18 protein-coding genes are annotated in these 24539 nt (G+C 74.2%); 9 read left to right on the forward strand and 9 right to left on the reverse strand.

From position 1 onward, the window contains the following. Positions 1-26: 26 nt before the first annotated feature. Complete coding sequence (locus BX286_RS20745; protein ID WP_121015806.1) at positions 27-1571, forward strand: flotillin family protein; 1545 nt, start codon at positions 27-29, stop codon at positions 1569-1571. 252 nt (positions 1572-1823) lie between these two features. On the opposite strand, the gene BX286_RS20750 is transcribed toward BX286_RS20745, so the two are convergent. After that, complete coding sequence (locus BX286_RS20750; RefSeq protein WP_079429088.1) at positions 1824-2861, reverse strand: hypothetical protein; 1038 nt, start codon at positions 2859-2861, stop codon at positions 1824-1826. Positions 2862-2968: 107 nt separating this feature from the next. On the opposite strand from BX286_RS20750, the gene BX286_RS20755 reads away from it, so the two are divergent. From BX286_RS20755 to BX286_RS20765, 3 genes are all read left to right on the forward strand, one after another. Beyond that, a complete protein-coding gene (locus BX286_RS20755) occupies positions 2969-3664 on the forward strand; it encodes a GDSL-type esterase/lipase family protein (protein WP_079429090.1) in 696 nt (231 codons plus the stop codon). Between the two features lie 59 nt (positions 3665-3723). Continuing rightward, the gene (locus BX286_RS20760) at positions 3724-4722 is read left to right on the forward strand and encodes an aldo/keto reductase (protein WP_079429092.1); all 999 of its coding nucleotides are present in this window, start codon (positions 3724-3726) and stop codon (positions 4720-4722) included. A 194-nt stretch (positions 4723-4916) separates the two neighbouring features. Continuing rightward, positions 4917-5900, forward strand: a complete 984-nt coding sequence (locus BX286_RS20765; RefSeq protein WP_121015809.1) for an MmcQ/YjbR family DNA-binding protein — start codon at positions 4917-4919, stop codon at positions 5898-5900. A 78-nt stretch (positions 5901-5978) separates the two neighbouring features. Here the strand turns inward: BX286_RS20765 and BX286_RS20770 are convergent, their stop codons facing one another. The 4 genes from BX286_RS20770 to BX286_RS20785 form a co-directional block, all read right to left on the reverse strand. Continuing rightward, positions 5979-6734: a hypothetical protein gene (locus BX286_RS20770; protein ID WP_079429096.1), complete on the reverse strand. Its 756-nt coding sequence runs from the start codon at positions 6732-6734 to the stop codon at positions 5979-5981. 213 nt (positions 6735-6947) lie between these two features. Further along, the gene (gene thpR, locus BX286_RS20775; protein ID WP_079429098.1) at positions 6948-7514 is read right to left on the reverse strand and encodes an RNA 2',3'-cyclic phosphodiesterase; all 567 of its coding nucleotides are present in this window, start codon (positions 7512-7514) and stop codon (positions 6948-6950) included. A 28-nt stretch (positions 7515-7542) separates the two neighbouring features. Then, on the reverse strand, positions 7543-9996 hold the full coding sequence (locus tag BX286_RS20780; RefSeq protein ID WP_100863180.1) for a cation-translocating P-type ATPase: 2454 nt from the start codon (positions 9994-9996) through the stop codon (positions 7543-7545). Between the two features lie 153 nt (positions 9997-10149). Further along, entirely contained in the window at positions 10150-10464 is a 315-nt protein-coding gene (locus BX286_RS20785; RefSeq protein ID WP_079429101.1) for a DUF2530 domain-containing protein, read from the reverse strand. Positions 10465-10604: 140 nt separating this feature from the next. On the opposite strand from BX286_RS20785, the gene BX286_RS20790 reads away from it, so the two are divergent. Beyond that, positions 10605-12032, forward strand: a complete 1428-nt coding sequence (locus BX286_RS20790; protein WP_079429103.1) for an NCS2 family permease — start codon at positions 10605-10607, stop codon at positions 12030-12032. Here BX286_RS20790 and BX286_RS20795 read toward each other — a convergent pair. Beyond that, positions 12025-12207 (reverse strand): hypothetical protein, encoded by a 183-nt coding sequence (locus tag BX286_RS20795; protein WP_007265601.1) that lies wholly within the window; start codon positions 12205-12207, stop codon positions 12025-12027. The genes BX286_RS20790 and BX286_RS20795 overlap by 8 nt on opposite strands. Before the next feature lie 158 nt (positions 12208-12365). On the opposite strand from BX286_RS20795, the gene BX286_RS20800 reads away from it, so the two are divergent. Both BX286_RS20800 and BX286_RS20805 read left to right on the forward strand, forming a co-directional pair. Beyond that, positions 12366-12803 (forward strand): MarR family winged helix-turn-helix transcriptional regulator, encoded by a 438-nt coding sequence (locus BX286_RS20800; RefSeq protein WP_079429105.1) that lies wholly within the window; start codon positions 12366-12368, stop codon positions 12801-12803. A gap of 25 nt (positions 12804-12828) precedes the next feature. Further along, positions 12829-14187 carry an MFS transporter gene (locus BX286_RS20805; protein ID WP_121015813.1) on the forward strand — a complete coding sequence of 453 codons (1359 nt, stop codon included), beginning with the start codon at positions 12829-12831 and terminating at the stop codon, positions 14185-14187. A gap of 55 nt (positions 14188-14242) precedes the next feature. Here BX286_RS20805 and BX286_RS20810 read toward each other — a convergent pair whose 3' ends face one another. Further along, on the reverse strand, positions 14243-17338 hold the full coding sequence (locus BX286_RS20810; RefSeq protein ID WP_121017702.1) for a sacsin N-terminal ATP-binding-like domain-containing protein: 3096 nt from the start codon (positions 17336-17338) through the stop codon (positions 14243-14245). A gap of 219 nt (positions 17339-17557) precedes the next feature. Beyond that, on the reverse strand, positions 17558-18676 hold the full coding sequence (serC, locus tag BX286_RS20815) for a phosphoserine transaminase (RefSeq protein ID WP_121015816.1): 1119 nt from the start codon (positions 18674-18676) through the stop codon (positions 17558-17560). Between the two features lie 96 nt (positions 18677-18772). On the opposite strand from serC, the gene BX286_RS20820 reads away from it, so the two are divergent. Next, positions 18773-21577, forward strand: coding sequence for an FAD-binding and (Fe-S)-binding domain-containing protein (locus tag BX286_RS20820; protein WP_398898747.1), 2805 nt, complete (start codon positions 18773-18775; stop codon positions 21575-21577). A 47-nt stretch (positions 21578-21624) separates the two neighbouring features. Then, the gene (locus BX286_RS20825; RefSeq protein ID WP_079429110.1) at positions 21625-22593 is read left to right on the forward strand and encodes a DMT family transporter; all 969 of its coding nucleotides are present in this window, start codon (positions 21625-21627) and stop codon (positions 22591-22593) included. A 23-nt stretch (positions 22594-22616) separates the two neighbouring features. Here the strand turns inward: BX286_RS20825 and BX286_RS20830 are convergent, their stop codons facing one another. Next, positions 22617-24233: a CocE/NonD family hydrolase gene (locus BX286_RS20830; protein WP_121015822.1), complete on the reverse strand. Its 1617-nt coding sequence runs from the start codon at positions 24231-24233 to the stop codon at positions 22617-22619. Positions 24234-24539: the final 306 nt, after the last annotated feature.

Genomic DNA, 24539 nt, shown 5'->3' on the forward strand with positions numbered 1-24539 from the left:
GGCACCGCGATAAGGGGGCGTTGCCGATGGCTATCGGCGTCGTGGCGGGAGTGGTTCTCGCCGCAATCATTGCCTTGATCGGCCTGTTCAAGCTCATGTGGCGGGTGGCCGAACCGAACGAGGCGCTCGTCATCTCCGGTTCCACGCACAAGACCGAGGGCATCGGCGAGGGCATGGGCTTCCGGATCGTCACCGGCCGCGGCACCCTCGTGCTGCCCGGGGTGCAGGCCGTGCGCAAGCTTTCGCTGGACCTCAACGAGACGCAGCTGAACGTGGACTGCGTGACCCACCAGGGGATCCCGCTGCGGGTCAAGGGGGTCGTGATCTTCAAGATCGGCGACGACTACGTGTCCATCGCCAATGCCGCGCGCCGTTTCCTCGACCAGCAGAAGATGATGCCCGAACGGGTGCACATCGTCTTCGCCGGCCATCTGCGGTCCATCGTCGGCGGCCTGACGGTCGAGGACATGATCCGCGACCGGGAGAAGCTGACCGGGCAGACGCGGGCGGCCTGCGGGACCGAGATGGAGAAGCTCGGGCTGATCGTGGACTCGCTGCAGATCCACGAGATCGAGGACCCGACCGGCTACATCAAGAACCTCGCGATGCCGCACGCCGCCGCCGTCCAGCGCGACGCCCGCATCGCGCAGGCCGAGGCCAACCGGCTGGCGACCGAGGCCGAGCAGACGGCGTTCGCCCGGATGGCCGAGGCCACCCGGGACAGCGAGATCCTCCAGGCCGGCTACCAGGCCGAACGGGACAAGGCCGCGGCCACCGCCCGGCAGGCGGGGCCGCTGTCCGAGGCGGCCGCCCGGCAGGAGGTCGTCGTGCAGGAGACCCGGGTCGCGGAGCTGGAGGCGCACCGGCGCGAGCAGCAGCTCCAGGCCGACGTGCGCAAGCCCGCGGACGCGGCGGCGTACCAGACGAGGACGCTCGCCGAGGCGGAGCGCGACGCCCGGATCTCGGCGGCGCAGGCCAAGGCGAAGGAGACGGAGCTCGCGGCGGCCGCCGAGGCGACCCGGGTCAGGACGGCCGCGGCCGCCGAGGCCCAGGCCACCGAGGCACGAGGGCACGCGGCGGCCACCGCGACACGGGTCAGCGGTGAGGCGGAGGCGGCGTCCACCCAGGCCAAGGGCTTCGCGGAGGCCGAGTCGGCGCGGGCGAACGGTCTCGCGCAGGCGGAGGCGGCCAGGGCCAAGGGTCTGGCGGAGGCCGAGGCGATCAAGGCGCGGGCCGCGGCGCTGGCGGAGAACCAGGAGGCCGTCGTCGCCCAGCAGCTCGCGGAGAACTGGCCGGCCATCGTCCAGGCGGGCGCGGGCGCCTTCGGCAACGTCGAGCACATGGTGCTGCTGAACGGGGCCGAGGGGATGTCGGAGATGTTCGCGAAGGCCCTGACGATGGGCGGTACGGGGCTGGGCGTGGCCCGTCAGCTGCTGGCCTCGATGGGCGCCCAGCAGAAGGGGGAGCAGAAGGGGGAGGGGGGCCGGGAGGCGAAGGCCCCTGCCGCCACCCCCGTGAACGGCACGGGCCCCGGCCGGACGCCGATCCCGATCGACGAGGACCGGGCCTGACCGGCGGCAGGTGCCGGCTGACGGCCGCAAGCCCGTCTTAGGCCGGTGCCGCCCGGCGGCACGTGCGGTGCGCGCAAGGTTCGTCGGCCTTGCGCGCACCGCGTGTGCGGCGCGGTTCTGCCGGGCTGGTCCCGTAGGCCCGGCGGAAGGCGCGGCCGAGGACGGCGGCGCTGCCGAAGCCCCGGCGGGCGGCGAGGGAGTGCGCGGGCCGGTGGGGCCGCCGCGCGGTGCCGCCCTGGGCGCGGGGGGCCGTCAGCCCTTCGGGCGGCGCCTCAGCAGGCGCTTGGCCGCCAGGGTCAGGGCCGTGGCCGCCGCGAGGACCAGGGCGCCCTTCGTGAAGCCGCCGCCCTTCCCGTCCGCCGGGCCCTGCTCCGCGGCCGAGCCGGGAGCGGGGGGACGGCCCGCCGGGCCCGAGGGGGCCGGGGTGGTGGCGGGGGCCACGGGGACGGCCACCACGCGGCTGTTCGCGCCCTCCGCGCCGAACAGCAGCGTCCGGCCGTCCGCGGAGTACGTCACCGACTCCGCCTGGCCCTGCCAGGGCGCGTCCACCCGTTCGCCCTCCCCCTGCGGGCGGCCGTCCTTCCACGGGTACGTCCGCGCCGTGAAGTAGCCCCGCAGCGTCAGCCGGGTGCCGTCCGGGGAGAACGCCCCGTCCGTCACCCACGGCACCTCCGCGATCCGCCGGAAGACGTTGCGTCCGTCCGGCGACAGCTTCTCCGGGCCCTCGTACAGGCCGCCGCCCTGCTCGTTCTTGCTCGCGATGTACACCCGGCCCGTCACCGGATGGACCATCAGCGCCTCGGCGTTGCGCGGCCCGTCCGCGTAGACGGCCGTGAACTGCTCGGCCGTGACCGTCGCGTCGTGCAGCTCCTTCGGTTCCGGGAAGCGGTAGATCCACACGTGGTCCCAGGTCCCGTCGCGGTTGTCGCCGATGTCCCCGACGTAGAGGTTCCCGTCCGGGCCCAGCGAGATGGCCTCGACGTCGCGCGGGGTGCCGATGCCGGAGAGGGTGATGCGGGCCACCGTCCTGCCCGTCGCCGAGTCCACCGCGTACACGTACGGGCCGTCGTCGCTGTCGTTGTGCGTCCAGTACACGCCCGGGTGGATCCGGCTGGCGGCCAGCCCGCTCGACTCCGTGATCCGCGGATCGCCGATCGTGAACCCGGAGGCGGCGGGCGCCGGGCTGCCGGTGGCCGGGGCGGCCCCGGAGGCCGCGGCTGCGCCCGGCAGCAGCAGGCCCAGGGCGAGAGCGGCGGGAACGGCGGTCGTCGGGACGGTCAGCAGGCGCATCCCCCCAGCCTGCCAGCCCCCGCCCCGTCAGGGACCGTGCCCGCTCCCGCCCCCGGCGTGTCCGGCATCACAGGGGTGCGCGCCGCGTGATCCGCGATGATGACCGGATGCGTTTCATGTTCGTCGGCGATTCCATGACCATCGGACGCGCCGGCGACTTCACCTGGCGCTACCGGATGTGGCAGCACCTGCGCGCCACCCTCGGCGACGGCTGCTTCGAGATCGTCGGACCGCGCAGCGCGCTGTACGACGCCGCCGGTGACACCCCGGCCGGCGAGGGCTACGCCGCCCCCGGCTTCCCGGCGGCCGCCCGCCGCCACCTGGCCGGCTGGGGCGAGGGCTGGCAGCACATGGCCCCGCTCATCGGGCCCGCCGTCCGCGAGAGCGGGGCCGACGTGCTGCTCGTCTCCCTCGGCCTGATCGACCTCGGCTTCTACACGAAGGCCGACCAGACCGCCGAGAACGTCCGCGCGTTCATCGCGGCCGCCCGCGAGGCCCGCCCCGGCATCCGGATGGTCCTCCTGCCGGTCATACCCAACGTCCGCGCCGAGGACGACGCCCCCTTCGCCGCCGAGGTCGTCCGCTTCAACGAACTCCTCGCCAAGACCGTCGCCGACCTCACCGACGCCGCTTCGCCGGTGCTGCTGGCCGCGCGCCCGGAGGCGTACGACATCCACCGCGACACCTACGACGGCACCCACCCCAACGCCTCCGGCGAGCACCGTCTGGCCGGGGAGTTCGCGGCCGTCCTCCACCAGGCCTGGGGCATCGGCGGCCCCTACCGCCCGGCCGACGACACGTAACGCGCCGGAGGAACGGGGGTCTTGCCTCGAGCGCACTCCAAGCAGTTGGCTTGGTCCCCATGAAGTACACGCAGCTCGGACGCACCGGCCTCAAGGTCAGCCGACTCGTACTCGGCACGATGAACTTCGGTCCGCAGACCGACGAACCCACCAGTCACGCCATCATGGACGCAGCGCTCGACGCGGGCGTCAACTTCTTCGACACCGCCAACGTCTACGGCTGGGGCGAGAACAAGGGCCGCACCGAGGAGATCATCGGCACCTGGTTCGCCCAGGGCGGCGGCCGCCGCGACAAGACGGTCCTCGCCACGAAGGTCTACGGCTCCATGGCCCCCGAGGGCGAGCCCTGGCCCAACTACGACCGGCTCTCCGCCCTCAACATCCGCCGCGCCGTCGACGCCAGCCTCAAGCGGCTGCAGACCGACCACATCGACGTCTACCAGTTCCACCACGTCGACCGGCAGACCCCCTTCGAGGAGATCTGGCAGGCCGTCGAGGTCCTGGTCCAGCAGGGCAAGATCCTCTACGCGGGCTCCTCCAACTTCCCCGGATGGAAGATCGCCCAGGCCAACGAGACCGCCGCGCGCGGCGGCCGGCTCGGGCTCGTCAGCGAGCAGTGCCTCTACAACCTCGCCGAACGGCGCGCCGAGATGGAGGTCATCCCGGCCGCGCAGGAGTACGGGCTCGGCGTCATCCCGTGGTCCCCGCTGCACGGCGGACTGCTCGGCGGGGCCATCCGCAAGCAGGCCGCCGGAGCGTCCGAGGGGCGCAGCGCCTCCGGCCGTACCGCGGACGCCCTCGCGGACACCGCGGTGCGGGCGCAGGTGCAGGCGTACGAGGACCTGCTCGACAAGCACGGCCTGGAGCCCGGTGAGACGGCGCTGGCCTGGCTGCTGACCCGGCCGGGGGTCACCGGCCCGATCGTCGGCCCGCGCACGCGGGAGCAGCTGGCGTCCGCGCTGCGGGCGGTGGAGCTGGAGCTGTCGCAGGAGGTACTCGCCGGACTGGACGAGATCTTCCCCGGCCCGGGTCCGTCGCCGGAGGCCTTCGCCTGGTAGGCGCCGGTCCCGGCGCGGCGGCCGTGGGGCGGCCGCGGGGCGGTGCTACTGGCCGACCGCGGCCGCCACGGCGACGACGACGAACATCAGCACGAGCACACCGGCCATGACACGGTTTCTGGTCTTGGGATCCACCCGTCGAGACTAACGCGAAGGCGCCCGGCCCCCGTGCCGGGGGCTGCGAGACTTCCGTCATGGTCACAGTCGACGACGTACGGCGGCTGGCGCTCGCGCTGCCGCGCACCGAGGAACACCTGGTCCGCGACCGGGTGAAGTTCCGGATAGGCCGGATCGTCTACCTCGCCCTCTCGCGGGACGAGACCGAGCTCGGCTTCGCCTTCCCCAAGGAGGAGCGGGCCGCGCTCGTCGCCGCCGAGCCGGAGAAGTTCTTCCTGCCGGGCGCCGGCGACATGCGCTACCACTGGGTCGAGGCGCGGATGGCCGCCCTCGGCGTGGCGGAGCTGGAGGAACTGGTCACCGACGCCTGGCGGATGTGCGTGCCGGCCAAGGTGGCCCGCGCGCACCTGGAGGGCGGGGCGGAGGGCGGCCTGCCGCCCGCGCCGGGGCTGGCCCGGCTGCGGGCCGCGGCCGAGGTGTTCGGGGCGTTCCCCGGGGTGGACCGCAGCTGGCTGGCGCTGTGCGCGGACACCGCGCCCGGGCTGGACCTGTCCGGCGCCGCGCACCGGGCGGCCCTGCACCGCTGGCTCAACACCTGGGGCTGCCGGATCCGCTACCCGCGCGAGGGCGAGCCCGACCTGCTCGGGAAGGGGCTGGAGCGGTGGTGGTCCCGGCACGGGGGCCTGCCCGGCGCCCGGCTGGCGGCCCTGTCCGACCGGGAGATCGGGCTGCTGGCCGCCGCGTTCGGGGAGCTGGCCGCGCTGCCCGTCGGGCGCCGGACCCTCGGTCCGACGGCAGCCGCCAAGGCCTTGTTCGCGTTGCGGCCCGAGACGGTGATGCCCTGGGACGCGGCGATCGCCCAGCGTCTGTGGGGTGCCCGGGACGAGGCGGCCTTCGCCCGTCACCTGACGGCCGGCCGGGCCTGGGCGCGGGCCGCGCTCGCGGAGAGCGGCGGGCTGGACGAGGCCGCGCTGGCGGCGGAGCTGGGGCGGCCGGGGCTGCCGCTGGCCAAGCTGCTGGACGAGTACCTGTACGTGACGATCACCCATCAGGGGGCCTGAGGGCGCGCGGCGGTGCCGCTCCCGAGGGCGCTGCCGCTCCTGCGGGGCGGGAGCGGCAGCGGTGGCGGTACTACGGGGTCATGCCTTGCCCTTGAGGTTCCCGACGAGCTGGTTCGTCAGCTTGGTCGCGCCGGCCAGGCCCTTGTCGGTGCCGCTGCTGCTGACGAGGACGGTCACCACCGAGGTGCCGACCCGGGCGGCGACCAGGGTGGTGCCGCCGTCCCAGGCGGCGCTGGTCTCGGTGATGGCCCAGGCGCCGTCGCCGACGCCGGCGAGGGGCTTCTCGGTGACGGTCACCTTGCCGTGGGTCTGCTCGTCCGTGTAGCTGGGGCAGGCCTTGGAGAGCATGCCGAGCGCGCCGAGGACCTTGGTGGAGGTGGTGCCCTGGTAGACGTCGATCTCCTGGGCGTACTCCTCGGAGGTGTTCTTGTTGACGTACGCGTTCTGCGCGAACGAGACACCGGTGATGCCGGTGATGTTCGTCCAGGCGGTCCCGCCGAGCAGGGTGCAGTCGGGGGTGGGCACGTCGGCGGTGACCGGCTTCCGGTAGGCGGGACCGGTGTCGCGGGCGTCCGCGGGGTCGGCGGTGTAGCCGGTGGCGAAGAAGGAGGCGGGCGCGAGGGCGGCCTTGAGCTGCGTACCCGTCAGGAGGCCCTTGTTGGGGCCGTCGGTGGCCGGGGCGCCTGCGGCGGCCTCGGGGGTGGCGGCCGCCTTGGGTGCCGCGGCCTTGGGGGCGGTGCTCGGGGCGGCCTTCGGGGTGGTGGAGCAGGCGGTCAGCGCGAGCGGGAGGACCGCGACGGCGAAGAGGGTGGCGACGGGAGATATGTGACGCACGGTGTGGTTCGACCTCGTTGTTCGGATGCACGGCTGGTTCCGGTCAGCCGTGCCCCCGGCCGTCCCCCCGGCCCGCGCGGGGGAGCGCGGCGCGTCCGGTTCAGCGACAGGACTCGCGCATCACACCGGGTGGGCGGCGGCGGGGCAAGAGCTGACCGGATCCTTTGCTGCCGGATGTGAAAGGTTTTCCCAAAACCGTGCCTGAGCGTCCGATTAGTGCTCATGCGCGGTCAGGGGCCATGCGCCGACGACCTCGTAGCGCGGCTGCTCCCCGGCGACGCCGGAGACCGGCAGGTCACTGCGGACGAGGCTGAGGGTGTCGACCTGCCAGGGCGTGCCCTCGAACCCGGCGAGGGCGTCGAGGCAGGGCCCGAGGTCGGCGCCGTCGTGGCGGGCGCGGGCGAGGGTGAGGTGCGGGGTGTAGCGGCGGTGCTGCTCCATCGGGATCCCGGCCCGCCGGGCGGCGGCGTCGGCCCGCTCGGCGAGCATCCGCAGCGCGTCGAGCCCGCCCGCCGCGCCGATCCACAGGGCGCGGCGGCCGAAGTGTCCGGCGCCGTGGAGGCGGAGCCGGAAGGGGGCGGTGTGGGCTGCCGCCCGGGCGAGGCGGGCGTGCAGTTCGGGGAGGCGGTCGTCCTCGACCTCGCCCATGAAGGCGAGGGTGAAGTGCCAGCCGGCCTCGCCGGTCCAGCGCAGGTCGTCGGTGCGGGGTGCCGCCCGGACCGCTTCGCGCAGCTCGGCGACGGCCCCCGGCTCGGGCAGCACGGCGGCGAACAGCCTCATGTCCCCGACGATAGCCGCGGGGTGGGTGCTACGCCGGGAAGCGGTGGTCCACCCAGCGGAAGGCGGCTTCGACGAGGGCCGCCGCCGCCGCGGCGATCGCGACCGCGATCCACGGCATCGTGACCCCTTCCAGCCTCAGCTGGAAGAAGTGCTGCAGCCAGGGGACGACCAGGACCACCAGGAACGCCGCCCCCATCGCCGCCACCAGCGCCACCCGCCACCACGTGTAGGGCCGGGCGATGATCGCCAGCACCCACAGCGAGGTCAGGAACAGCGTCAGCGTCGCCGCGCTGGTCTGCGAGGTCAGCGCGTCCGGCCCGGAGTAGTGCGCCCGCGCGATCAGGTACGAGGTGAAGGTGGCCGCCGCCGCGACCGCCCCGCCGGGGATGGCGTAGCGCATGACCCGCCGTACGAAGTGCGGCCGGGCCCGTTCCTTGTTCGGGGCCAGGGCCAGGAAGAACGCCGGGACGCCGATGGTGAGGGTGGACAGGAGGGTGAGGTGGCGGGGGAGGAAGGGGTACTCGACCTGGGAGCAGACCACCAGGATCGCCAGCAGCACCGAGTAGACCGTCTTGACCAGGAACAGGGTCGCCACGCGCGTGATGTTGCCGATGACCCGGCGGCCTTCGGCGACCACGGACGGCAGGGTGGAGAAGCTGTTGTTCAGGAGGACGATCTGCGCGACCGCGCGGGTGGCCTCGGAGCCCGAGCCCATGGAGACGCCGATGTCGGCGTCCTTGAGGGCGAGGACGTCGTTGACCCCGTCGCCGGTCATGGCGACGGTGTGGCCGCGGGACTGGAGGGCGCCGACCATGTCCCGCTTCTGCTGCGGGGTGACCCGGCCGAAGACGGCGTTGCCGTCGAGGACCGCGGCCATCTCCTCCCGTTCGGCGGGCAGGTGGCGGGCGTCGACGGTGCCGGCGGCGCCGGGCAGGCCCAGCTTGCCGGCGACCGCGCCGACCGAGACGGCGTTGTCGCCGGAGATGACCTTCGCCTTGACGTCCTGCTCGTCGAAGTAGCGCAGGGTGTCGGCGGCGTCGGGCCGCAGCCGCTGTTCGAGGACGACGAGGGCGGTCGGCCTGACCCCGCTGGCCACGGCCGGGTCGTCGAGCTCGCGGGCCGAGCGGGCCAGCAGCAGGACCCGCAGCCCCTGCTCGTTGAGGCCGTCGATCTCCTCCAGCGCCGGGTCGCCGCTGGGCAGGAGCACGTCGGGGGCGCCGAGCAGCCAGGTGTTGTTCTCGCCGTCGCCCTCGCTGAAGCTGGCTCCGCTGTACTTGCGGGCGGAGGAGAAGGGCAGCGACTCGGTGCAGCGCCACTCGGCGCTGTCGGGGTAGGCATCGATGATGGCCTGGAGGCTGGCGTTGGGGCGCGGGTCGGACTCGCCGAGGGCGCCGAGGACCTTCTTGACGTAGCCGGGCTCCGCGCCGCCGAGCGGGCGCAGCTCGGTGACGTCCATGCCGCCCTCGGTGAGGGTGCCGGTCTTGTCGAGGCACACGACGTCGACGCGGGCGAGGCCCTCGATGGCGGGCAGCTCCTGGACCAGGCACTGCTTGCGGCCGAGCCGGATCACGCCGACGGCGAAGGCGACGGAGGTCAGCAGGACCAGGCCCTCCGGGATCATCGGGACGATGCCGCCGACGGTGCGGGCGATGGCGTCCTTGAGGTTGTCGTCCTTGACGACGAGCTGGCTGATGATCAGGCCGATCGAGGTCGGGACCATCATCCAGGTGACGTACTTGAGGATGGTGGAGATACCGGTGCGCAGCTCGGAGTGGACGAGGGTGAAGCGGGAGGCCTCTTCGGCGAGCTGGGCGGCGTAGGCCTCGCGGCCGACCTTGGTCGCGGTGAAGGCGCCGCCGCCGGCGACCACGAAGGAGCCGGACATGACCTGGTCGCCGGGCTTCTTCAGGACCGGGTCGGCCTCGCCGGTCAGGAGGGACTCGTCGATCTCCAGGCCGTCGGCCTCGCCGACGATCCCGTCGACGACGACCTTGTCGCCGGGGCCGAGCTCGATGACGTCGGACAGGACGATCTCGGAGGTGGAGATCTCGGCGGTGGTGCCGTCGCGGCGCACGCTCGGTTTCGCCTCGCCGATGACGGCGAGCCCGTCGAGGGTCTTCTTGGCGCGCAGTTCCTGGATGATGCCGATGCCGGTGTTGGCGACGATCACGAAGCCGAACAGGCTGTCCTGGAGGGGCGCGACGAACAGCATGATCACCCACAGGACGCCGATGATGGCGTTGAAGCGGGTGAAGACGTTGGCGCGGACGATGTCGGCGGTGGAGCGCGAGGAGCGCAGCGGCACGTCGTTGACGTCGCCGCGCGCGACGCGTTCGGCGACCTCGGCGGTGGTCAGGCCGCCCGGCCTGAAGCGGGGGGCGGGGGGCTTCACCGGGTGGACGGGGTCCAGCTCGGCTCCCGCGTCGATGGCGGCGCCGGGCCGCTCGGGCCCGTCATGGTCGATCCTCGCCGACTGGGTCATGTTTTCGACGGTAAAGGGCGTTCCTCCGCTCCACCCGCCGAGCGGGGGGAAGATCCGACTTCAGGATGACCGGAATCGTCCCCGGGTCGCCCCCGTAGGGGGCCCTCCGGCGCCCGCGCCCGCCGGCGCCGTGCCCGTCGCCCCCGGGCCGGACTACGCCCCGGGGCCCGCCTGGCCGGCCGGTCCGGCCTGCTGCCCGTCCTCGGCCCGGGCCGCCGCCTCCTGCGCCGCGTGCCTCTTGATCGCGGCGTCGCGGCCGCGGACGTACCAGATGCCGATCAGGCCGAGCCCGCCGCCGGCCGCGCAGGTCCACAGCCACCACAACAGCTCGTGGTCGGCGAACCACCCGTAGAAGGGCAGCTGGACGACGAACATGGCGAACCAGAGGATCGTCCCGCCGGTGATGGTGGCGACAACCGGCCCCTCCAGGGGTTCGGGCGCCTCGTGCGTAGGGGTCCACTTCGCCATGCGGACCAGTCTAGGTGGCCGGATTCGGGGTCTACGCGCGCAGATGGACTGGCATCCGTTCATGTGTTCATACTGAAACGGTTTGCCTACGGCCGGATTCCTTCGTAGGAACCGCTAATTCGACCCAGTTTGAGGACCGCATGACCACCTCGGCACCCCCCGCGGCCCCCACCGGCGGCATCGACCGCTTCTTCAAGATCTCGGAACGCGGTTCGACCGTGGCCCGCGAGGTCCGGGGCGGCTTCGCGACCTTCTTCGCGATGGCCTACATCATCGTGCTGAACCCGATCATCCTCGGCAGCGCCAAGGACATGTACGGGCACCAGCTCGACGGCGGCCAGCTGGTCACCGCCACCGTCCTGACGGCCGCCTTCTCCACCCTCCTCATGGGTGTCATCGGCAACGTCCCGATCGCCCTGGCCGCGGGCCTCGGCGTCAACACCGTCGTCGCCCTCCAGCTCGCCCCGCGGATGAGCTGGCCCGACGCCATGGGCATGGTGGTCCTGGCCGGCTTCGTGGTGATGCTGCTGGTCGCCACCGGTCTGCGCGAGCGGGTCATGAACGCCGTCCCGACCGGCCTGCGCAAGGGCATCGCGATCGGCATCGGCCTGTTCATCATGCTGATCGGCCTGGTCGACTCCGGCTTCGTCACCCGCATCCCGGACGCCGCCCACACCACGGTCCCGCTCCAGCTCGGCGGCAACGGCCACCTGCACGGCTGGCCCGTCCTGATCTTCGTCGTCGGCGTGCTGCTCACGATCGCGCTGCTGATCCGCAAGACGCCCGGCGCGATCCTGATCTCCATCGTCGCCATGACCGTCGTCGCGGTCGCGGTGCAGCTGGTCGCCGACCTGCCGGACCTCGCCTGGGGCCTGACCGTCCCGCAGTGGCCGGGCAACCCCGTGGCCGCCCCCGACTTCGGGCTCGTCGGCCAGGTCAGCCTCTTCGGCGGCTTCGGCAAGGTCGGCGTGCTCACCGGCATCCTCTTCGTCTTCACCGTCCTGCTGTCCTGCTTCTTCGACGCGATGGGCACCATCCTCGGCGTCGGCGACGAGGCCAAGCTGACCAAGCCCGACGGCACCTTCCCCGGCATCAACCGGGTCCTGCTGATCGACGGCCTGGCCGTCGCCTCCGGCGGCGCGACCTCGTCCTCCGCCACCACCTGCTTCGTGGAGTCCACCGCGGGCGTCGGCGAGGGCGCCCGTACGGGCCTGGCCAACGTGGTCACCGGTGGCCTGTTCACGGTCTCGCTGTTCCTGACCCCGCTGGCCACGATGGTCCCCTCGCAGGCCGCCACCCCCGCCCTCGTCGCGGTCGGCTTCCTGATCCTGGCCGGCTCGGTCCGGGACATCGACTGGAGCGACTTCACCATCGCCGTCCCGGCCTTCATGGCCATGGTGATGATGCCGTTCACGTACTCGATCACCAACGGCATCGGCATCGGCTTCGTGAGCTTCTGCGTGCTGCGCCTGGCCACGGGCCGGGGTCGCGGGGTCCCGGCCGCGATGTACGCCGTCTCGGCGGTCTTCGTCTTCTACTACGCGATGCCGGCCCTGGGGCTCACGTAAGCCCGTAGAACTTCTCCGTCTCGTCGACGGCGGCCTTGAACCGCTCGTCGAAGTCATCGCGAATGAGCGTCCGGACGACATAGTCCTGGACGCTCATTCCGCGTTTGGCGGCGTGGTGCCTCAGCCGCTCCAGCAGCTCCCCGTCTATGCGCATGCTCAGCACATGTGTCCCCATGCCGAAAGGGTCGGGCCACAGGGCACGCGCGCGCGTCCCTTTCTGCGCCCGACTCACCCGTACGAGTGATCCGGCCGGATCCGTTCTCCGGACCCCTTCCCCGCCCCGTCCGCCACCCCCTGCGTTCGTTAGCCAGAGTAATGAGTTATTCTAAGTACATGCCCGACCTCTCCCATGGCGACGACGCTGCCGCCGTGAACGACCTGCGCTCCGCCGTGATGCGGCTGGGCCGACGCCTGAAGCACCAGCGCGTCGACGAATCGCTGAGCCCGACCGAGATGTCGGTCCTCGGCACCCTCGCCCGCTGCGGCCAGGCCACCCCCGGTGAGCTCGCCCGCAAGGAGCACGTCCAGCCGCCGTCGATGACCCGCATCGTCGCGTTGCTGGAGGCCAAGGGACTGGTCAGGCTGGAACCGCATCCCGACGACCGCCGCCAGAAGGTGGTCAGCCAGACGGAGGTGGCCGAGGCGATGCTCGAAGAGAGCCGCCGCAAGCGCAACGCCTTCCTGGCCGGGCTCGCCGCAGAGCTCACCGAGGACGAATGGGCCAAGCTCCGCGCCGCCGCCCCCGTCCTGGAGAAGCTCGCGCACCTATAGGAACGACGCCAGGAGGCGAACGCTTTTGAGTACCGGAACCGGAGGGAACTCCGCACCCGGCCACCTACCCACCCCCCAGACCCCGAGCGGGACCAGAGGACCGGGCACCCGCTCGCACTCGACGTTCAGCTCGCTGAAGATCCGGAACTACCGGCTCTTCGCCGCAGGCCAGGTCGTGTCGAACACGGGCACCTGGATGCAGCGCATCGCGCAGGACTGGCTGGTCCTCTCCCTGACCGGCTCCGCGTCCGCCGTGGGCGTGACCATCGCCCTGCAGTTCCTGCCGATGCTGCTGTTCGGCCTCTACGGAGGCGTCCTCGCGGACCGGCTGCCCAAGCGGCCGCTGCTGATCGCCACGCAGACCGCGATGGGCCTGACCGGCGTCGCGCTCGCCGCGCTCACCCTGGCCGGACACGTCCAGGTGTGGCACGTCTACCTCGCCGCGTTCCTGCTCGGCCTGGTCACGGTCGTGGACAACCCGGCCCGGCAGACCTTCGTCTCCGAGATGGTCGGCCCCGCGCAGGTCGCCAACGCGGTCAGCCTGAACTCCGCGAACTTCCAGTCCGCGCGGCTGGTCGGCCCGGCGATCGCCGGCGTGCTGATCACCGCCGTCGGCTCCGGCTGGGCCTTCCTGCTGAACGGGCTGTCGTTCGCGGCGCCGATCGCCGCGCTGCTGATGATGCGCACCCGCGAGCTCTACGCGGTCGAGCCGCGGCCGCGCGCCAAGGGACAGCTGCGTGAGGGCCTGCGCTACGTCGCCGGCCGGCCCGAGCTGGTCTGGCCGATCGTCCTGGTCGGCTTCATCGGCACCTTCGGCTTCAACTTCCCGATCTGGCTGTCGGCCTTCGTCGACGACGTCTTCCACGCGGACGCGGGCACGTACGGCCTGTTCAACACCCTGATCGCGGCCGGCTCCCTGGCCGGCGCCCTGCTGGCCGCCCGGCGCGGCAACACCCGGCTGCGGGTGCTGGTGACGGCGGCGGTGCTGTTCTCCGCCCTGCTGCTGGTGACGGCCTCCGCGCCCGGCTTCTGGCTGTTCGCGGTGCTGCTGGTGCCGGTCGGGATGTTCGGGCTGACGGTCAACGTCGTGGCGAACTCCAGTGTCCAGATGGCCACCGACCCCGAGATGCGGGGCCGGGTGATGGCCCTCTACATGATGGTCTTCACCGGTGGCACCCCCGTCGGCGCCCCGCTGGTCGGCTGGATCACCGACGCCTATGGGGCCCGGCTGGGCATGGCCGCGGGCGGGCTGGTCTCCCTGGCGGCCGCGGTGGCCGTGGGCCTGATCCTGCGCCGCGTGGGCAACCTGCGGCTGAGCCTGAACCGCAACGGCCTGACGTTCGTCCCGGCGACCCCGCAGCGCGAGCTCGCCCCGGCGGCGTAGGCCCACTCCGGCCGGCCGGGCGCGTCCGCCCGCCCGGCCGGCGGCGGGGCCTGCGTCAGTCGAACCACCTGTCCCGCGCGAGTTCCGCCGTGCGGGACGGGTCCTCCAGGAGGGCCGCGACCTCGAAGCGCCGGGGCCACTGGCCCGCCGCCCAGGCCAGGCCCGCCGCCACGCCCTCCAGGGTGGCCGCGTGCAGCACGCCGTCCGGGGTCAGGCGCCAGTCCAGCTCCGTGCCGCCCGCCACCAGCTCCTCGTGCTCCACGTACGTCGCCGGGGCCGAGGGGCCCAGCAGTACCCGTACCGAGTCCGGGACCTCGTGCTCCTCGCCCGGCGTGGTCACCTCCGCCGGGACGGTCTCCGACAGCCGCCGCACCTGCAACAGCTCCGCCAGGTCCGCCGCCCGCGACGGGGCGACGGGGAGCAGGGGCAGGCCCGCCGTCAGCGGCAGCAGGTCGGGGGCGTCGCAGACGACCGCCTCGGCCGCGTCCACGACGACCACCTCGCCGTCCACCACCGCCCGCAGCTCGTCCGGGAGCGTCACCTGCTCCGGGTCCAGGTCGGCCAGCGCCCCGTACAGCCCGTGCAGCTGCCGGCCCGACACCTCGCGGTCCGGGTCGGCGAGCCGGCCCAGCAGCTCGGCCGCGCCGCCCGGCTCCTCCAGCAGGGCGCGCACCGTGGTGCGTACGCCCAGGGCGCGCAGCACCTGCTCGTCCTCAAAGCCCGTCGCGTCCGCCGGGGTGTACAGGCCGGCCAGCAGCGGGTCCCCGCCCGCCGCGCGCAGGCCGGCCGGGCGGCGGCCGTCGAGGACCGGGTGGTCGCGCAGCCACCAGGCGGTGTACGGGCGCACCGACTGCGTGGTGCCGTCGGGGAGCAGGACCCGCACCGGCTGGGTGAGGGCGTCGCGCAGCGGGGGCTGCGCGAGCATCGCCAGGGCCTGGGGCCAGCGGTCGTCGTCGACGAGGTCGAGGTCGCGTACGGCGATCAGCTCGGTGGCGACCGGCGGCACGGGGGAGTCGGGGAGCTGGTCGAGGAGGTCCTCGCACCACACGTCGACCGCGTCGAGCAGTCCGGCGTCGTCGGGCTCGGCGTAGTCGCCCTCGCGGGGCTCCAGCTCGTCCGGGTCGAGGACGACGTCGGTGGCGCGGACCAGCTGGAAGGTGGTCAGCACCCCGCAGGCGGCCAGGGTGTCGGCGTCCCAGCGGGCGGCCAGGTCGGGGTCCAGGTACGGGATCTCGTCCTCGCGGACGACGGAGGCGAGGGGGCTGCCGGCGAGGAGGAGTTCCCCGGCCGGGGTCGGTTCGCCGTCCTCGTCGGGCAGGGCCAGCGCGCCCAGCCACGGTTCGTCGCCGGGGGCCAGGCCGGCGTCGCGGACCAGGGTCAGGACGATCTCGGCGAGCTCGTCGGCGTCGGGGGCGTCGGAGTCCTCGTCCCAGATCTCGCCGACGTCGAGCGAGCCGGCCACCGCGGCCCGGATCTGCGGGGTGGTCAGGACGGCTCGGGCGGTGGCGGGCAGGGCGCCCAGCTTCTCCAGCAGGGGGTGCGCGGCGTCCGGGTGGGCCACCTTCAGCCCCAGCCGGGCCAGGTCGGCGGGGGTGTCGGGGCCGGGCAGCAGGATGTGGCGCGGGCCGATCGCGGTGCGGCCGTCGGCGAGCGGTACGGGCAGCCCGGACAGCCGGTCCGGGTCGACCCCGGCGAGGGTGTCGTAGAGGTCGTGCCACCACTGCGGGGTGCGTTCGATGCCGGCGATCCGCTCGATGGCGTCGCCGAGCGGGAGCCGGCCCACGCCCAGGGTGCGCAGCTCGGGCCGCCGCTCCAGCCCGGCGGGCAGCAGCGTGGGGAGCACGTCGGCGAGGACGCGTACGGTGTCGGCTCCGGCGCCCTCGACCACCTCGGCCTCGAAGGGGCGCAGCCGGGTCAGGTCCTCGGAGGGGGCGGCCGGGGCGAGGAAGGCGGTGCGGGGCAGTCGCTGGAGGACGGCGGCGCGCAGGGCGCCGTCGAGTTCGCCCTTGCCGAGCGGGCCGGGGACGAGGTCCACCAGGGCGGGGGTCACCGGATCCCAGGCGGCGAGGAGTTCGGTGTAGGCGTCGGCGGCGCGCTCCACCAGGAAGTCGGTCAGCGGTCCGGGCGCGTGGTGGCGGCGGGAGGTGTCCATCGGCAGGGAGGCGATGAGCAGGGCCGGGATGCCGAGGGGGTCGTCGGTGGGGGTGGGGGCGTGGACGACGGGCGCGGTGCGGGGGCGTTCGGGGGCGCCGTCGGCGTCGACGGGGACGGCCCAGGTGACGCTCCAGGTGGGCCGCAGCCGTTCCTCCACGGGCCGGTCGGCGAGGAGTTCGCGGGTGAGGGGACCGCTCGCCTGGACGGTGCGCCAGCGGTGGGTGCCGGAGGCGGAGTCCTCGATGACGGTGTAGGGGCCGTCGGTGTGCCGGTAGAGGGTGCGGGTGCCGCCGGCGGGGGTGTCGACGACGACCTCGGTCAGCCCGGGGAGGGTGAGCAGGAGGGCGTCGTCGACCCCGTGCAGCAGGCGTTCGGCGAGGTCGGCGGCGGCCGCGTCGCGCAGTGGGAGGACGACGACGGTGTCGTAGCCGTCGGGGGCGGTGCCCTCGGCGGGCAGGGGCAGGCGCAGCAGCGGGACGTGGCCGTCGCGGCGGCGCAGTTCGTCGCCGAGGCCGGGGCTGAAGTGGGCGGCCTCGCGGGCCATTTCGCGGGCCTCGGCGAGGGACCAGCGCACGCCGCCGTGCCGGCCGAGGACGGCGGGCTCGTCGGAGACGGCCAGGACGGCGGCGAAGCCGACGCCGAACCGGCCGACGGTGTGGGCGGAGGAGGCGCCCTCGCGCTTGGCGGAGGCGCGCAGGGTGCTCAGCGACTCCACGCCCGTCGCGTCCAGCGGGGCACCGGTGTTGGCGACGGCCAGCACGCCGTGGCCGTCTTCGCCGGGGACGGCGGGGTGCAGCGTGAGCCGCAGCCGGCCGGGGACGCGGCCGCGGGCGGCCGCGTCGGAGGCGTTCTGCGCCAGTTCGATCGCGAGCCGGTCGCGGTAGCCGCCGAGCGCCAGGTCCTCCTCGGCGTTGGCGTCCTCACGGAACCGCGCGGGTCCGGCGGCCCACGCGTCCAGCACCGTGCGCCGCAGCCGGGCGGTGCTGAAGGGGTCCATGCCGCTCGGGGCCGCCGTCACTCGCACGTTCACGCCGTTGCCTCCACATGCTGTGCTGACTCCACCTGTTGCTGTGAAGGTATCGCGTGGGCGGCCGGGTCTTGCCCGTGAGGTGGGCGAACACGACGGCGCCGCCGGGGCCCGGGCCCGGAACGGGAGGAGCCCCCGGTGCCTTCCGGCACCGGGGGCTCCCCTCGCGTCAGTGGGCGGACACCGCGGTCAGAGGCGCTCGATCACGTAGTCGATGCACACCGTCAGCGCCTGCACGTCCGCCGGGTCGATCGCCGGGAACATCGCGACGCGCAGCTGGTTGCGGCCGAGCTTGCGGTACGGCTCGGTGTCCACGATGCCGTTGGCGCGCAGCACCTTCGCCACCGCCGCCGCGTCGATCTCGTCGTCGAAGTCGATCGTGCCGATGACCGCCGAGCGCTTGTCGGCGTCCTGCACGAACGGGCCGGCGCACTTCGACGCCTCCGCCCAGCCGTACAGGTTGGCCGCGCTGGCCGCCGTACGGGAGGTGGTGAACTCCAGGCCGCCCTGGCCGTTCATCCACTCCAGCTGCTGGTTCAGCAGGAAGAGGGTGGCCAGCGCCGGGGTGTTGTACGTCTGGTTCTTCAGCGAGTTGTCGATCGCCGTCGGCAGCGAGAAGAACTCCGGGATGTGCCGGCCCGACGCGTGCACGCGCGCCGCGCGCTCCAGCGCGGCCGGGGAGAACGCGGCCAGCCACAGGCCGCCGTCCGAGGCGAAGGACTTCTGCGGGGCGAAGTAGTAGACGTCGGTCTCGGTGATGTCCACGGGCAGGCCGCCCGCACCCGAGGTCGCGTCCACCAGCACCAGCGAACCCGCGTCGGCGCCCGCGACGCGCTTGATGGGCGCCGCCACACCCGTCGAGGTCTCGTTGTGCGTGTACGCGTACACGTCGACACCCGCCTCCGCCACCGGCTCGGGGTGCGTGCCCGGCTCGGAGGAGATGACGGACGGCTCGTCCAGCCACGGCGCGAGCTTCGCGGCCTTGGCGAACTTGGACGAGAACTCGCCGAAGGTCAGGTGCTGGGACTTCCGCTCGATCAGGCCGGCGGTCGCGATGTCCCAGAAGGCGGTGGAGCCGCCGTTGCCCAGGATCACCTCGTAGCCCTCGGGGAGGGAGAAGAGGTCCCGGAGGCCCTGGCGCACCGATCCGACCAGGTTCTTGACCGGGGCCTGGCGGTGGGAGGTACCGAGCAGGGAGTTACCGGTGGCGGCGAGGGCGTCCAGCGCCTCGGTCCGCACCTTGGAGGGGCCCGCGCCGAAGCGTCCGTCGGCGGGCTTGATGTCAGCGGGAATCTGGATCTCAGCCACGTGCGGAGCGTATCGGGTCCCGGACCGGCCGTCGGAAGCGCGTCCACCCGGTGAGACACCGGAGGGTGATGTGCGGCTGATGGGTAGATGTGGCCCGTGACGTCTCCTGGGGAACTCGAACGGACATTGCGGGCCGAGCTGCGCGGGGAGGTGGATTTCGGGGCCGCCGCCCGGGCGCTGGTGACGATGGACGCCTCCAACTACCGGCGCGTGCCCGTCGGCGTCGTCGCCCCGCGCGACGCCGAGGACGTGGCGGCGGCGCTGCGGGTGTGCGCCGACGCCGGGGTCCCCGTCGTCCCGCGCGGCGGCGGCACCTCCATCGCCGGCCAGGCCACGGGGGTCGGCGTGGTCCTCGACCTCACCCGGCACATGAACGCCCTGGTGTCCGTGGACCCGGCCGCCCGCACCGCCGTGGTCCAGCCCGGACTCGTCCTCGACCGGCTGAGGGAGGCGGTCCGCCCGTACGGCCTGACCTTCGGCCCCGACCCGTCCACGCACTCCCGCTGCACCCTCGGCGGAATGATCGGCAACAACGCCTGCGGGGCCCACTCCGTGGCCTGGGGGACCACCGCCGACAACGTGGCCGAGCTGGCGGTGACCACGTACGGCGGCGCCCGCCACCGGCTCGCCGACGGCTGGGCGGGCGCCCCGCCGGGCCTGCGGGAACTGGTCGCCGGGAACCTCGCGGCCCTGCGCACGGGCATGGCCGGAGGGTTCTCCCGCCGGATCTCCGGCTACGGCGGCCTCGACGCCCTCCTCCCCGAACGGGGCGTGCGGCTCGCCCGGGCCTTCTGCGGCAGCGAGGGCACCCTCGGGGTGGTCACCGAGGCCGTGGTGCGCCTCGTGGAACTCCCGCCCGCGCCCGCCCTCGCGGTACTCGGCTACCCCGACGAGAGCGCCGCCGCCGACGCCGCGGCCGGGCTCCTGCCCCACGGGCCGCTGACGGTGGAGGGCATGGCGCAGGACCTCGTCCCCGACACCGCCGGGCTGCCCCGGGGCGGGGCCTGGCTGTTCGTGGAGACCCGGGACGAGGGGGCCGCGCGCGGCCTCGTCCGGGCCGCCGACGCCCTGGACGCGGTGGTGGTCGCGGACCCGGCGGCGCAGCGGGCGCTCTGGCGGATCCGCGAGGACGCCGCCGGCACCGCGACGCGCATGCCCGACGGGAGCATGGCCTGGCCCGGCTGGGAGGACTGCGCCGTCCCCCCGGCCCGGCTCGGCGCCTACCTGCGCGCGTTCCGCGCCCTGCTGGCCCGGCACGGGCTGCGGGGGACCCCGTACGGGCACTTCGGCGAGGGCTGCGTGCACGTCCGGATCGACTTCGACCTGGCCTCCGCCGCGGGCGTGGCCCGCTACCGCTCCTTCTCCGGCGAGCTCGCCGACCTGGTCGTCGCCCACGGGGGCTCCCTGTCGGGGGAACACGGCGACGGCCAGGCCCGCGCGGAACTCCTGCCGCGCATGTACCCGCCGGAGGTGATCGACCTCTTCGCGGCCTACAAGGACGTCTGGGACCCGGCGGGCGGCATGAACCCCGGCATCCTCGTCCGCCCCGCCCGCCTGGACGACAACCTCCGCTTCGCCGTCCTGCCCCGGACCCCCTTCGGGAACGAGGTAGCCCGCTGCGTCGGCGTCGCGAAGTGCCGCTCCCAGGAGACGGGCGGCCCGGCGGTGATGTGCCCCTCGTACCGGGCCACGGGGGAGGAACGGCACTCCACGCGCGGCCGGGCACGGCTCCTGCACGAGATGCTGGCGGGGGAGATCGTCCGCGACGGGTGGCGCTCGCCGGAGGTGGCCGAAGCCCTCGACCTCTGCCTGGGCTGCAAGGGCTGCCGCAGCGACTGCCCGGTGGGGGTGGACATGGCCGCGTACAAATCGGAGTTCCTCGACCGGCACTGGCGGGGCCGCCCGCGCCCCGTGTCCCACTACCTCCTGGGCGGCCTGCCCACCTGGCTCCGGCTGATCGCCCGGCTGCGGGCGGCCGGGCCGGTCAACGCGGCGGGGAAGGTGCTCCGGGTACCGGGGCTGGCCCGGGAGCGGAGGCTGCCCGAGGTGGCGGGGGTGCCGTTCACCCGGGAACGGCGGGCGGCCACCGGGGAAGGGCGTGCGGCCACCGGGGAAGGGCGGGCGGCCACCGGGGAAGGGCGGGCGGCCACCGGGGAAGGGCGGGCGGCCGGGGCGGCCGCGGCGCCACCCCGGGTCACCCTGTGGCCGGACACCTTCACGAACCACCTCGCCCCCGCCGCCGCCCGCGCCGCCGTCCGCGTACTGGCGTCCGCCGGCCTCTCCGTCACCGTTCCCGACGGCCCGGTCTGCTGCGCCCTGACCTACGTCTCCACCGGCCGCCTCACCCGCGCCCGCAAGGTCCTGCGCCGCACCCTGGACACCCTCGGCGAGGCCGCCGGCCCCGTCCTCGTCCTGGAACCCAGCTGCGCCGCGGCCCTGCGCACCGACCTCCCGGCCCTCCTCCCCGACGACCCGCGGGCCCACCGCCTCGCGGCGGCGGTCCGCACCTTCGCCGAGACCCTTGAGGAGTACGCCCCCCACTGGGCCCCGCCCCGCCTGGACCGGCCCGTCGCCGGCCAGACCCACTGCCACCAGCACGCCGTCCTCGGCGACGGCGCCGACCGGCGGCTGCGCGAGCGCGCCGGGCTCACCGGGGAGCTCAGCGGCGGCTGCTGCGGCCTCGCGGGCAACTTCGGCTTCGAGCCGGGCCACCACGCCGTCTCCGTCGCCTGCGCGGAGGAACAGCTGCTCCCCTCCCTCCGGTCCGCCGCCCCCGGCACCGCCGTCCTGGCGGACGGCTACTCCTGCCGCACCCAGATCGCCCAGCTCTCCGGCCACCGCGCGCGGCACCTGGCGGAGCTCCTTGCGGAAGCCCTCCCCCCGGACGAGCAGCCAATGTAAGAGAGAACACGGAGGCACGACCCTTACCGACCCCTTAACCTGGATAAATGCCCGCAGCCTCGCCCTCCCCCACGACAACCCCCGCAACCCCAGCGACCCCCGCCACCCGCACCAAGCCGCAGTCCGCCACCCCCGCCAGTCGGCTCAAGGCCGCCCGCGGCGGCCCCGGCGGCCGCTTCGGCCCGGTGGCCCTCGTGGTCGCGGCCGGGGTCTCGGTGCAGTTCGGCGCCGCCCTCGCGGTCATGATCATGCCGAGGGCGGGCGCGGCCGGCGTGGTCACGCTGCGGCTGGCGGCCGCCGCCCTGGTCCTCCTGCTGGTCTGCCGGCCGAAGGTACGGGGCTACACGCGCTCCGACTGGGGCACCGTCCTCGCCTTCGGCGTGGCCATGGCGGGCATGAACGGCCTCTTCTACCAGTCCATCGACCGCATCCCCCTGGGCCCGGCGGTCACCCTGGAGGTCCTGGGCCCGCTGGCCCTCTCGGTCCTGGTCTCCCGCCGCCTGGTGAACCTCCTGTGGGCGGGCCTGGCCCTGGCCGGCGTGGCCCTCCTCTCCACCCACGGCGGCGGCGGCCTCGGCCTCGGCTCCCTCGACCCGCTCGGCGCCGCCTTCGCGGTGGGCGCGGGCGCGATGTGGGCGGCGTACATCGTCTTCAGCGCCCGCACCGGCCGCCGCTTCCCCCAGGCGGACGGCCTGGCCCTGGCGATGGCGGTGGCGGCGGTGATCTCCCTCCCCCTGGGCGTGGCCCAGTCGGGCTCCGCCCTCCTGGCGCCGGCCACCCTGGCCCTGGGCCTCGGCGTGGCGGTGCTCTCGTCGGTGCTCCCCTACACGCTGGAACTCCTGGCCCTGCGCCGCCTCCCGGCGCCGACGTTCGCGATCCTGATGAGCCTGGAGCCGGCCATCGCGGCCACGGCGGGCTTCCTGGTCCTCCACCAGGCCCTCTCCCTGCTGGACGCCCTGGCGATCGCCCTGGTCATCGCGGCGAGCATGGGCGCGGTACGGGCACAGAAGTCCTGAGGTCCGACCCGTAGGCGCAATCCTCACCCCACCGGCAGCTCCACGTACGAAGGCGTCGGCTCCGGGGAGGTGAACGACAGGGTGGCGCGGGGGAGGTTGGCGTCCGCGTAGAGGGGGTCTCGGGGGGTCAGCGCCAGCATGACGCGGTGGCCCGGCGGGAGGTCGTACGCGGTGGGCTGGAGGTCGATGTCCGCGCTGATCAGACTGTCCGGCGGGGCGTCGAGGTCGCTGAACGGGGCATGGGTGATCAGGCGGGCCGAGCCGTCGGGCGCCAGGTCCAGGAGGTACGCGACGAAGGTGGAGCCGGAGTTCGCGGCCCGGTAGGTGACGCGCAGGCGCGGGGTGCCGCGCAGGCGGGTGGTGTCCGGGGCCGGGGCGGCGGTCCACACGGCGGCCGCCGTGCGGTCCATGGCGGCGGCGGCCGGGTAGGAGCTGGGCCGGCCCGCCAGTTCCGCGGACCCGGAGCGGGCGACCGCCTCCGCGACGGCCACCGGGGCCGCGACCCCGCACAGTACGCCCGCCGCCCAGCCGGGGTCGGGCCGGTCGGCCAGTTCGCCGGTGCCGGTGAGGTGCAGGCGGCGGATGTGGCGGGTGGGAACGGGCCAGGTGGGGGAGGGTTCGAGGGCCCGGCTCCACATCACCTCGGACAGGACCTCGCCCTCCCCGTCGATGCCGTTGCCGTCCCCGCGGAGGTGGTGGCCGAACCAGCGCTGGGCGTCCGTCCAGATCCGGTTCGGCAGTCCGGTCAGGCCGGTCGTCTCGGGGCCGCAGTGGTCACCGATGGACAGGTCGATGCGCTTGGGCCCGCCGAGCTCCTGGAACATCCGCAGCACCTGCCCGGCGGGGAAGAGGGTCTCGTGCCAGGCGTGGGCGCAGAAGACCGCCACCTGGCGCCGTCCCAGCTCCTTGAGGTGCGTGAACGGTGAGCGCGGCTCCGCCCACGCCAGGCTCTCGTGGAGGTCCCGGCCCGCGAGGACGTTCTCCAGGGCGCGCTGCGCCGGCCGGCTCAGCCTGGCCCGGGGGGCGGCCGTGAGCAGGGCGTGGACGGCGGCGGTGCGGCGGGTGGAGTGCTCCCGCAGCACCTCGCCGAGGTCGCCCCAGCCGCTGAGCGCCGCCACCGCGTCGACGCGGGCGTCGTGCGCGGCGACGAGCTGGGCGATGCCGGCGCCGTACGAGACGCCGAGGAAGCCGATCCGGGTGACGGGGCCGGGGGCGCGCTCCAGGAGGTGGTCCAGGGCGTGGCGGCCGTCGGTGACGTCGAGGGGTCCGGCGAAGTCGGCGTGGCCCTCGGAGGCGGCGAACCCGCGCGGGCTGTAGGCGAGGACGTCGTAGCCGCCCACCGCGAACCGGGAGGCCTGGACGGCGTACGCGAGCCAGCCGAGGTCCGTCCAGGGGGCGGGCATCACGACCGCCGGCCGGGGCGCGGACCCGGTGTGCCGCCAGAGCGCGGCTTCGAGGAGGTCACCGTCGGCGCCGGTGACCTTGCCCCGGCTGAAGACGGCGACGGCCCGCACGGCCTCGACGTCGGCGGCGCGCGCGGGCGGCAGTCCGGCGCACTCCCCGCTTTCGAGGGCGGCGGCGAAGGCGCCGAGGGCGGTGGCGTCGAGGTCGGGGTAGAGCGAGTGGGCAGCTGGGTGCACGTCGGATCATCCTCGTCGTCGAGCGGCATGGACGTATTCGGATGCGGGGGGGGGGGGGGGGGGGGGCTGCTTCTGCTCCGGCGGCGTGAGCGGGAGCACTCAGTATCGGCGGGGTGCGCGGGGCGTGTTCGGGGGCTTGTGGGCGTACGGCCGGAATCGCGCGTGCGGGTGCGGGGTGCCCGGCGCCCGGGCCTCGGGGAAGGGGGTGGTGGGGTCAAGTCCCCTGTGTTGCCGGCCGGTTGGCGGGTGGCGGGAATCGGACGCGTTCGGATGGAAATCATGCAAGCGTGCTTGATTGTTTCTCGG

This window comes from Streptomyces sp. 3211.6, from assembly GCF_003634815.1.
Classification (GTDB): Bacteria; Actinomycetota; Actinomycetes; order Streptomycetales; family Streptomycetaceae; genus Streptomyces; species Streptomyces katrae_A.

Bases quoted from the DNA above. Each gene is read 5' to 3' on its own strand.
- BX286_RS20745 (WP_121015806.1), top strand. From the start codon at position 27: ATGGCTATCGGCGTCGTGGCGGGAGTGGTTCTCGCCGCAATCATTGCC.
- BX286_RS20750 (WP_079429088.1), bottom strand. From the start codon at position 2,861: ATGCGCCTGCTGACCGTCCCGACGACCGCCGTTCCCGCCGCTCTCGCC.
- BX286_RS20755 (WP_079429090.1), top strand. From the start codon at position 2,969: ATGCGTTTCATGTTCGTCGGCGATTCCATGACCATCGGACGCGCCGGC.
- BX286_RS20760 (WP_079429092.1), top strand. From the start codon at position 3,724: ATGAAGTACACGCAGCTCGGACGCACCGGCCTCAAGGTCAGCCGACTC.
- BX286_RS20765 (WP_121015809.1), top strand. From the start codon at position 4,917: ATGGTCACAGTCGACGACGTACGGCGGCTGGCGCTCGCGCTGCCGCGC.
- thpR (WP_079429098.1), bottom strand. From the start codon at position 7,514: ATGAGGCTGTTCGCCGCCGTGCTGCCCGAGCCGGGGGCCGTCGCCGAG.
- BX286_RS20780 (WP_100863180.1), bottom strand. From the start codon at position 9,996: ATGACCCAGTCGGCGAGGATCGACCATGACGGGCCCGAGCGGCCCGGC.
- BX286_RS20785 (WP_079429101.1), bottom strand. From the start codon at position 10,464: ATGGCGAAGTGGACCCCTACGCACGAGGCGCCCGAACCCCTGGAGGGG.
- BX286_RS20790 (WP_079429103.1), top strand. From the start codon at position 10,605: ATGACCACCTCGGCACCCCCCGCGGCCCCCACCGGCGGCATCGACCGC.
- BX286_RS20795 (WP_007265601.1), bottom strand. From the start codon at position 12,207: ATGGGGACACATGTGCTGAGCATGCGCATAGACGGGGAGCTGCTGGAG.
- BX286_RS20800 (WP_079429105.1), top strand. From the start codon at position 12,366: ATGCCCGACCTCTCCCATGGCGACGACGCTGCCGCCGTGAACGACCTG.
- BX286_RS20810 (WP_121017702.1), bottom strand. From the start codon at position 17,338: ATGGACCCCTTCAGCACCGCCCGGCTGCGGCGCACGGTGCTGGACGCG.
- BX286_RS20825 (WP_079429110.1), top strand. From the start codon at position 21,625: ATGCCCGCAGCCTCGCCCTCCCCCACGACAACCCCCGCAACCCCAGCG.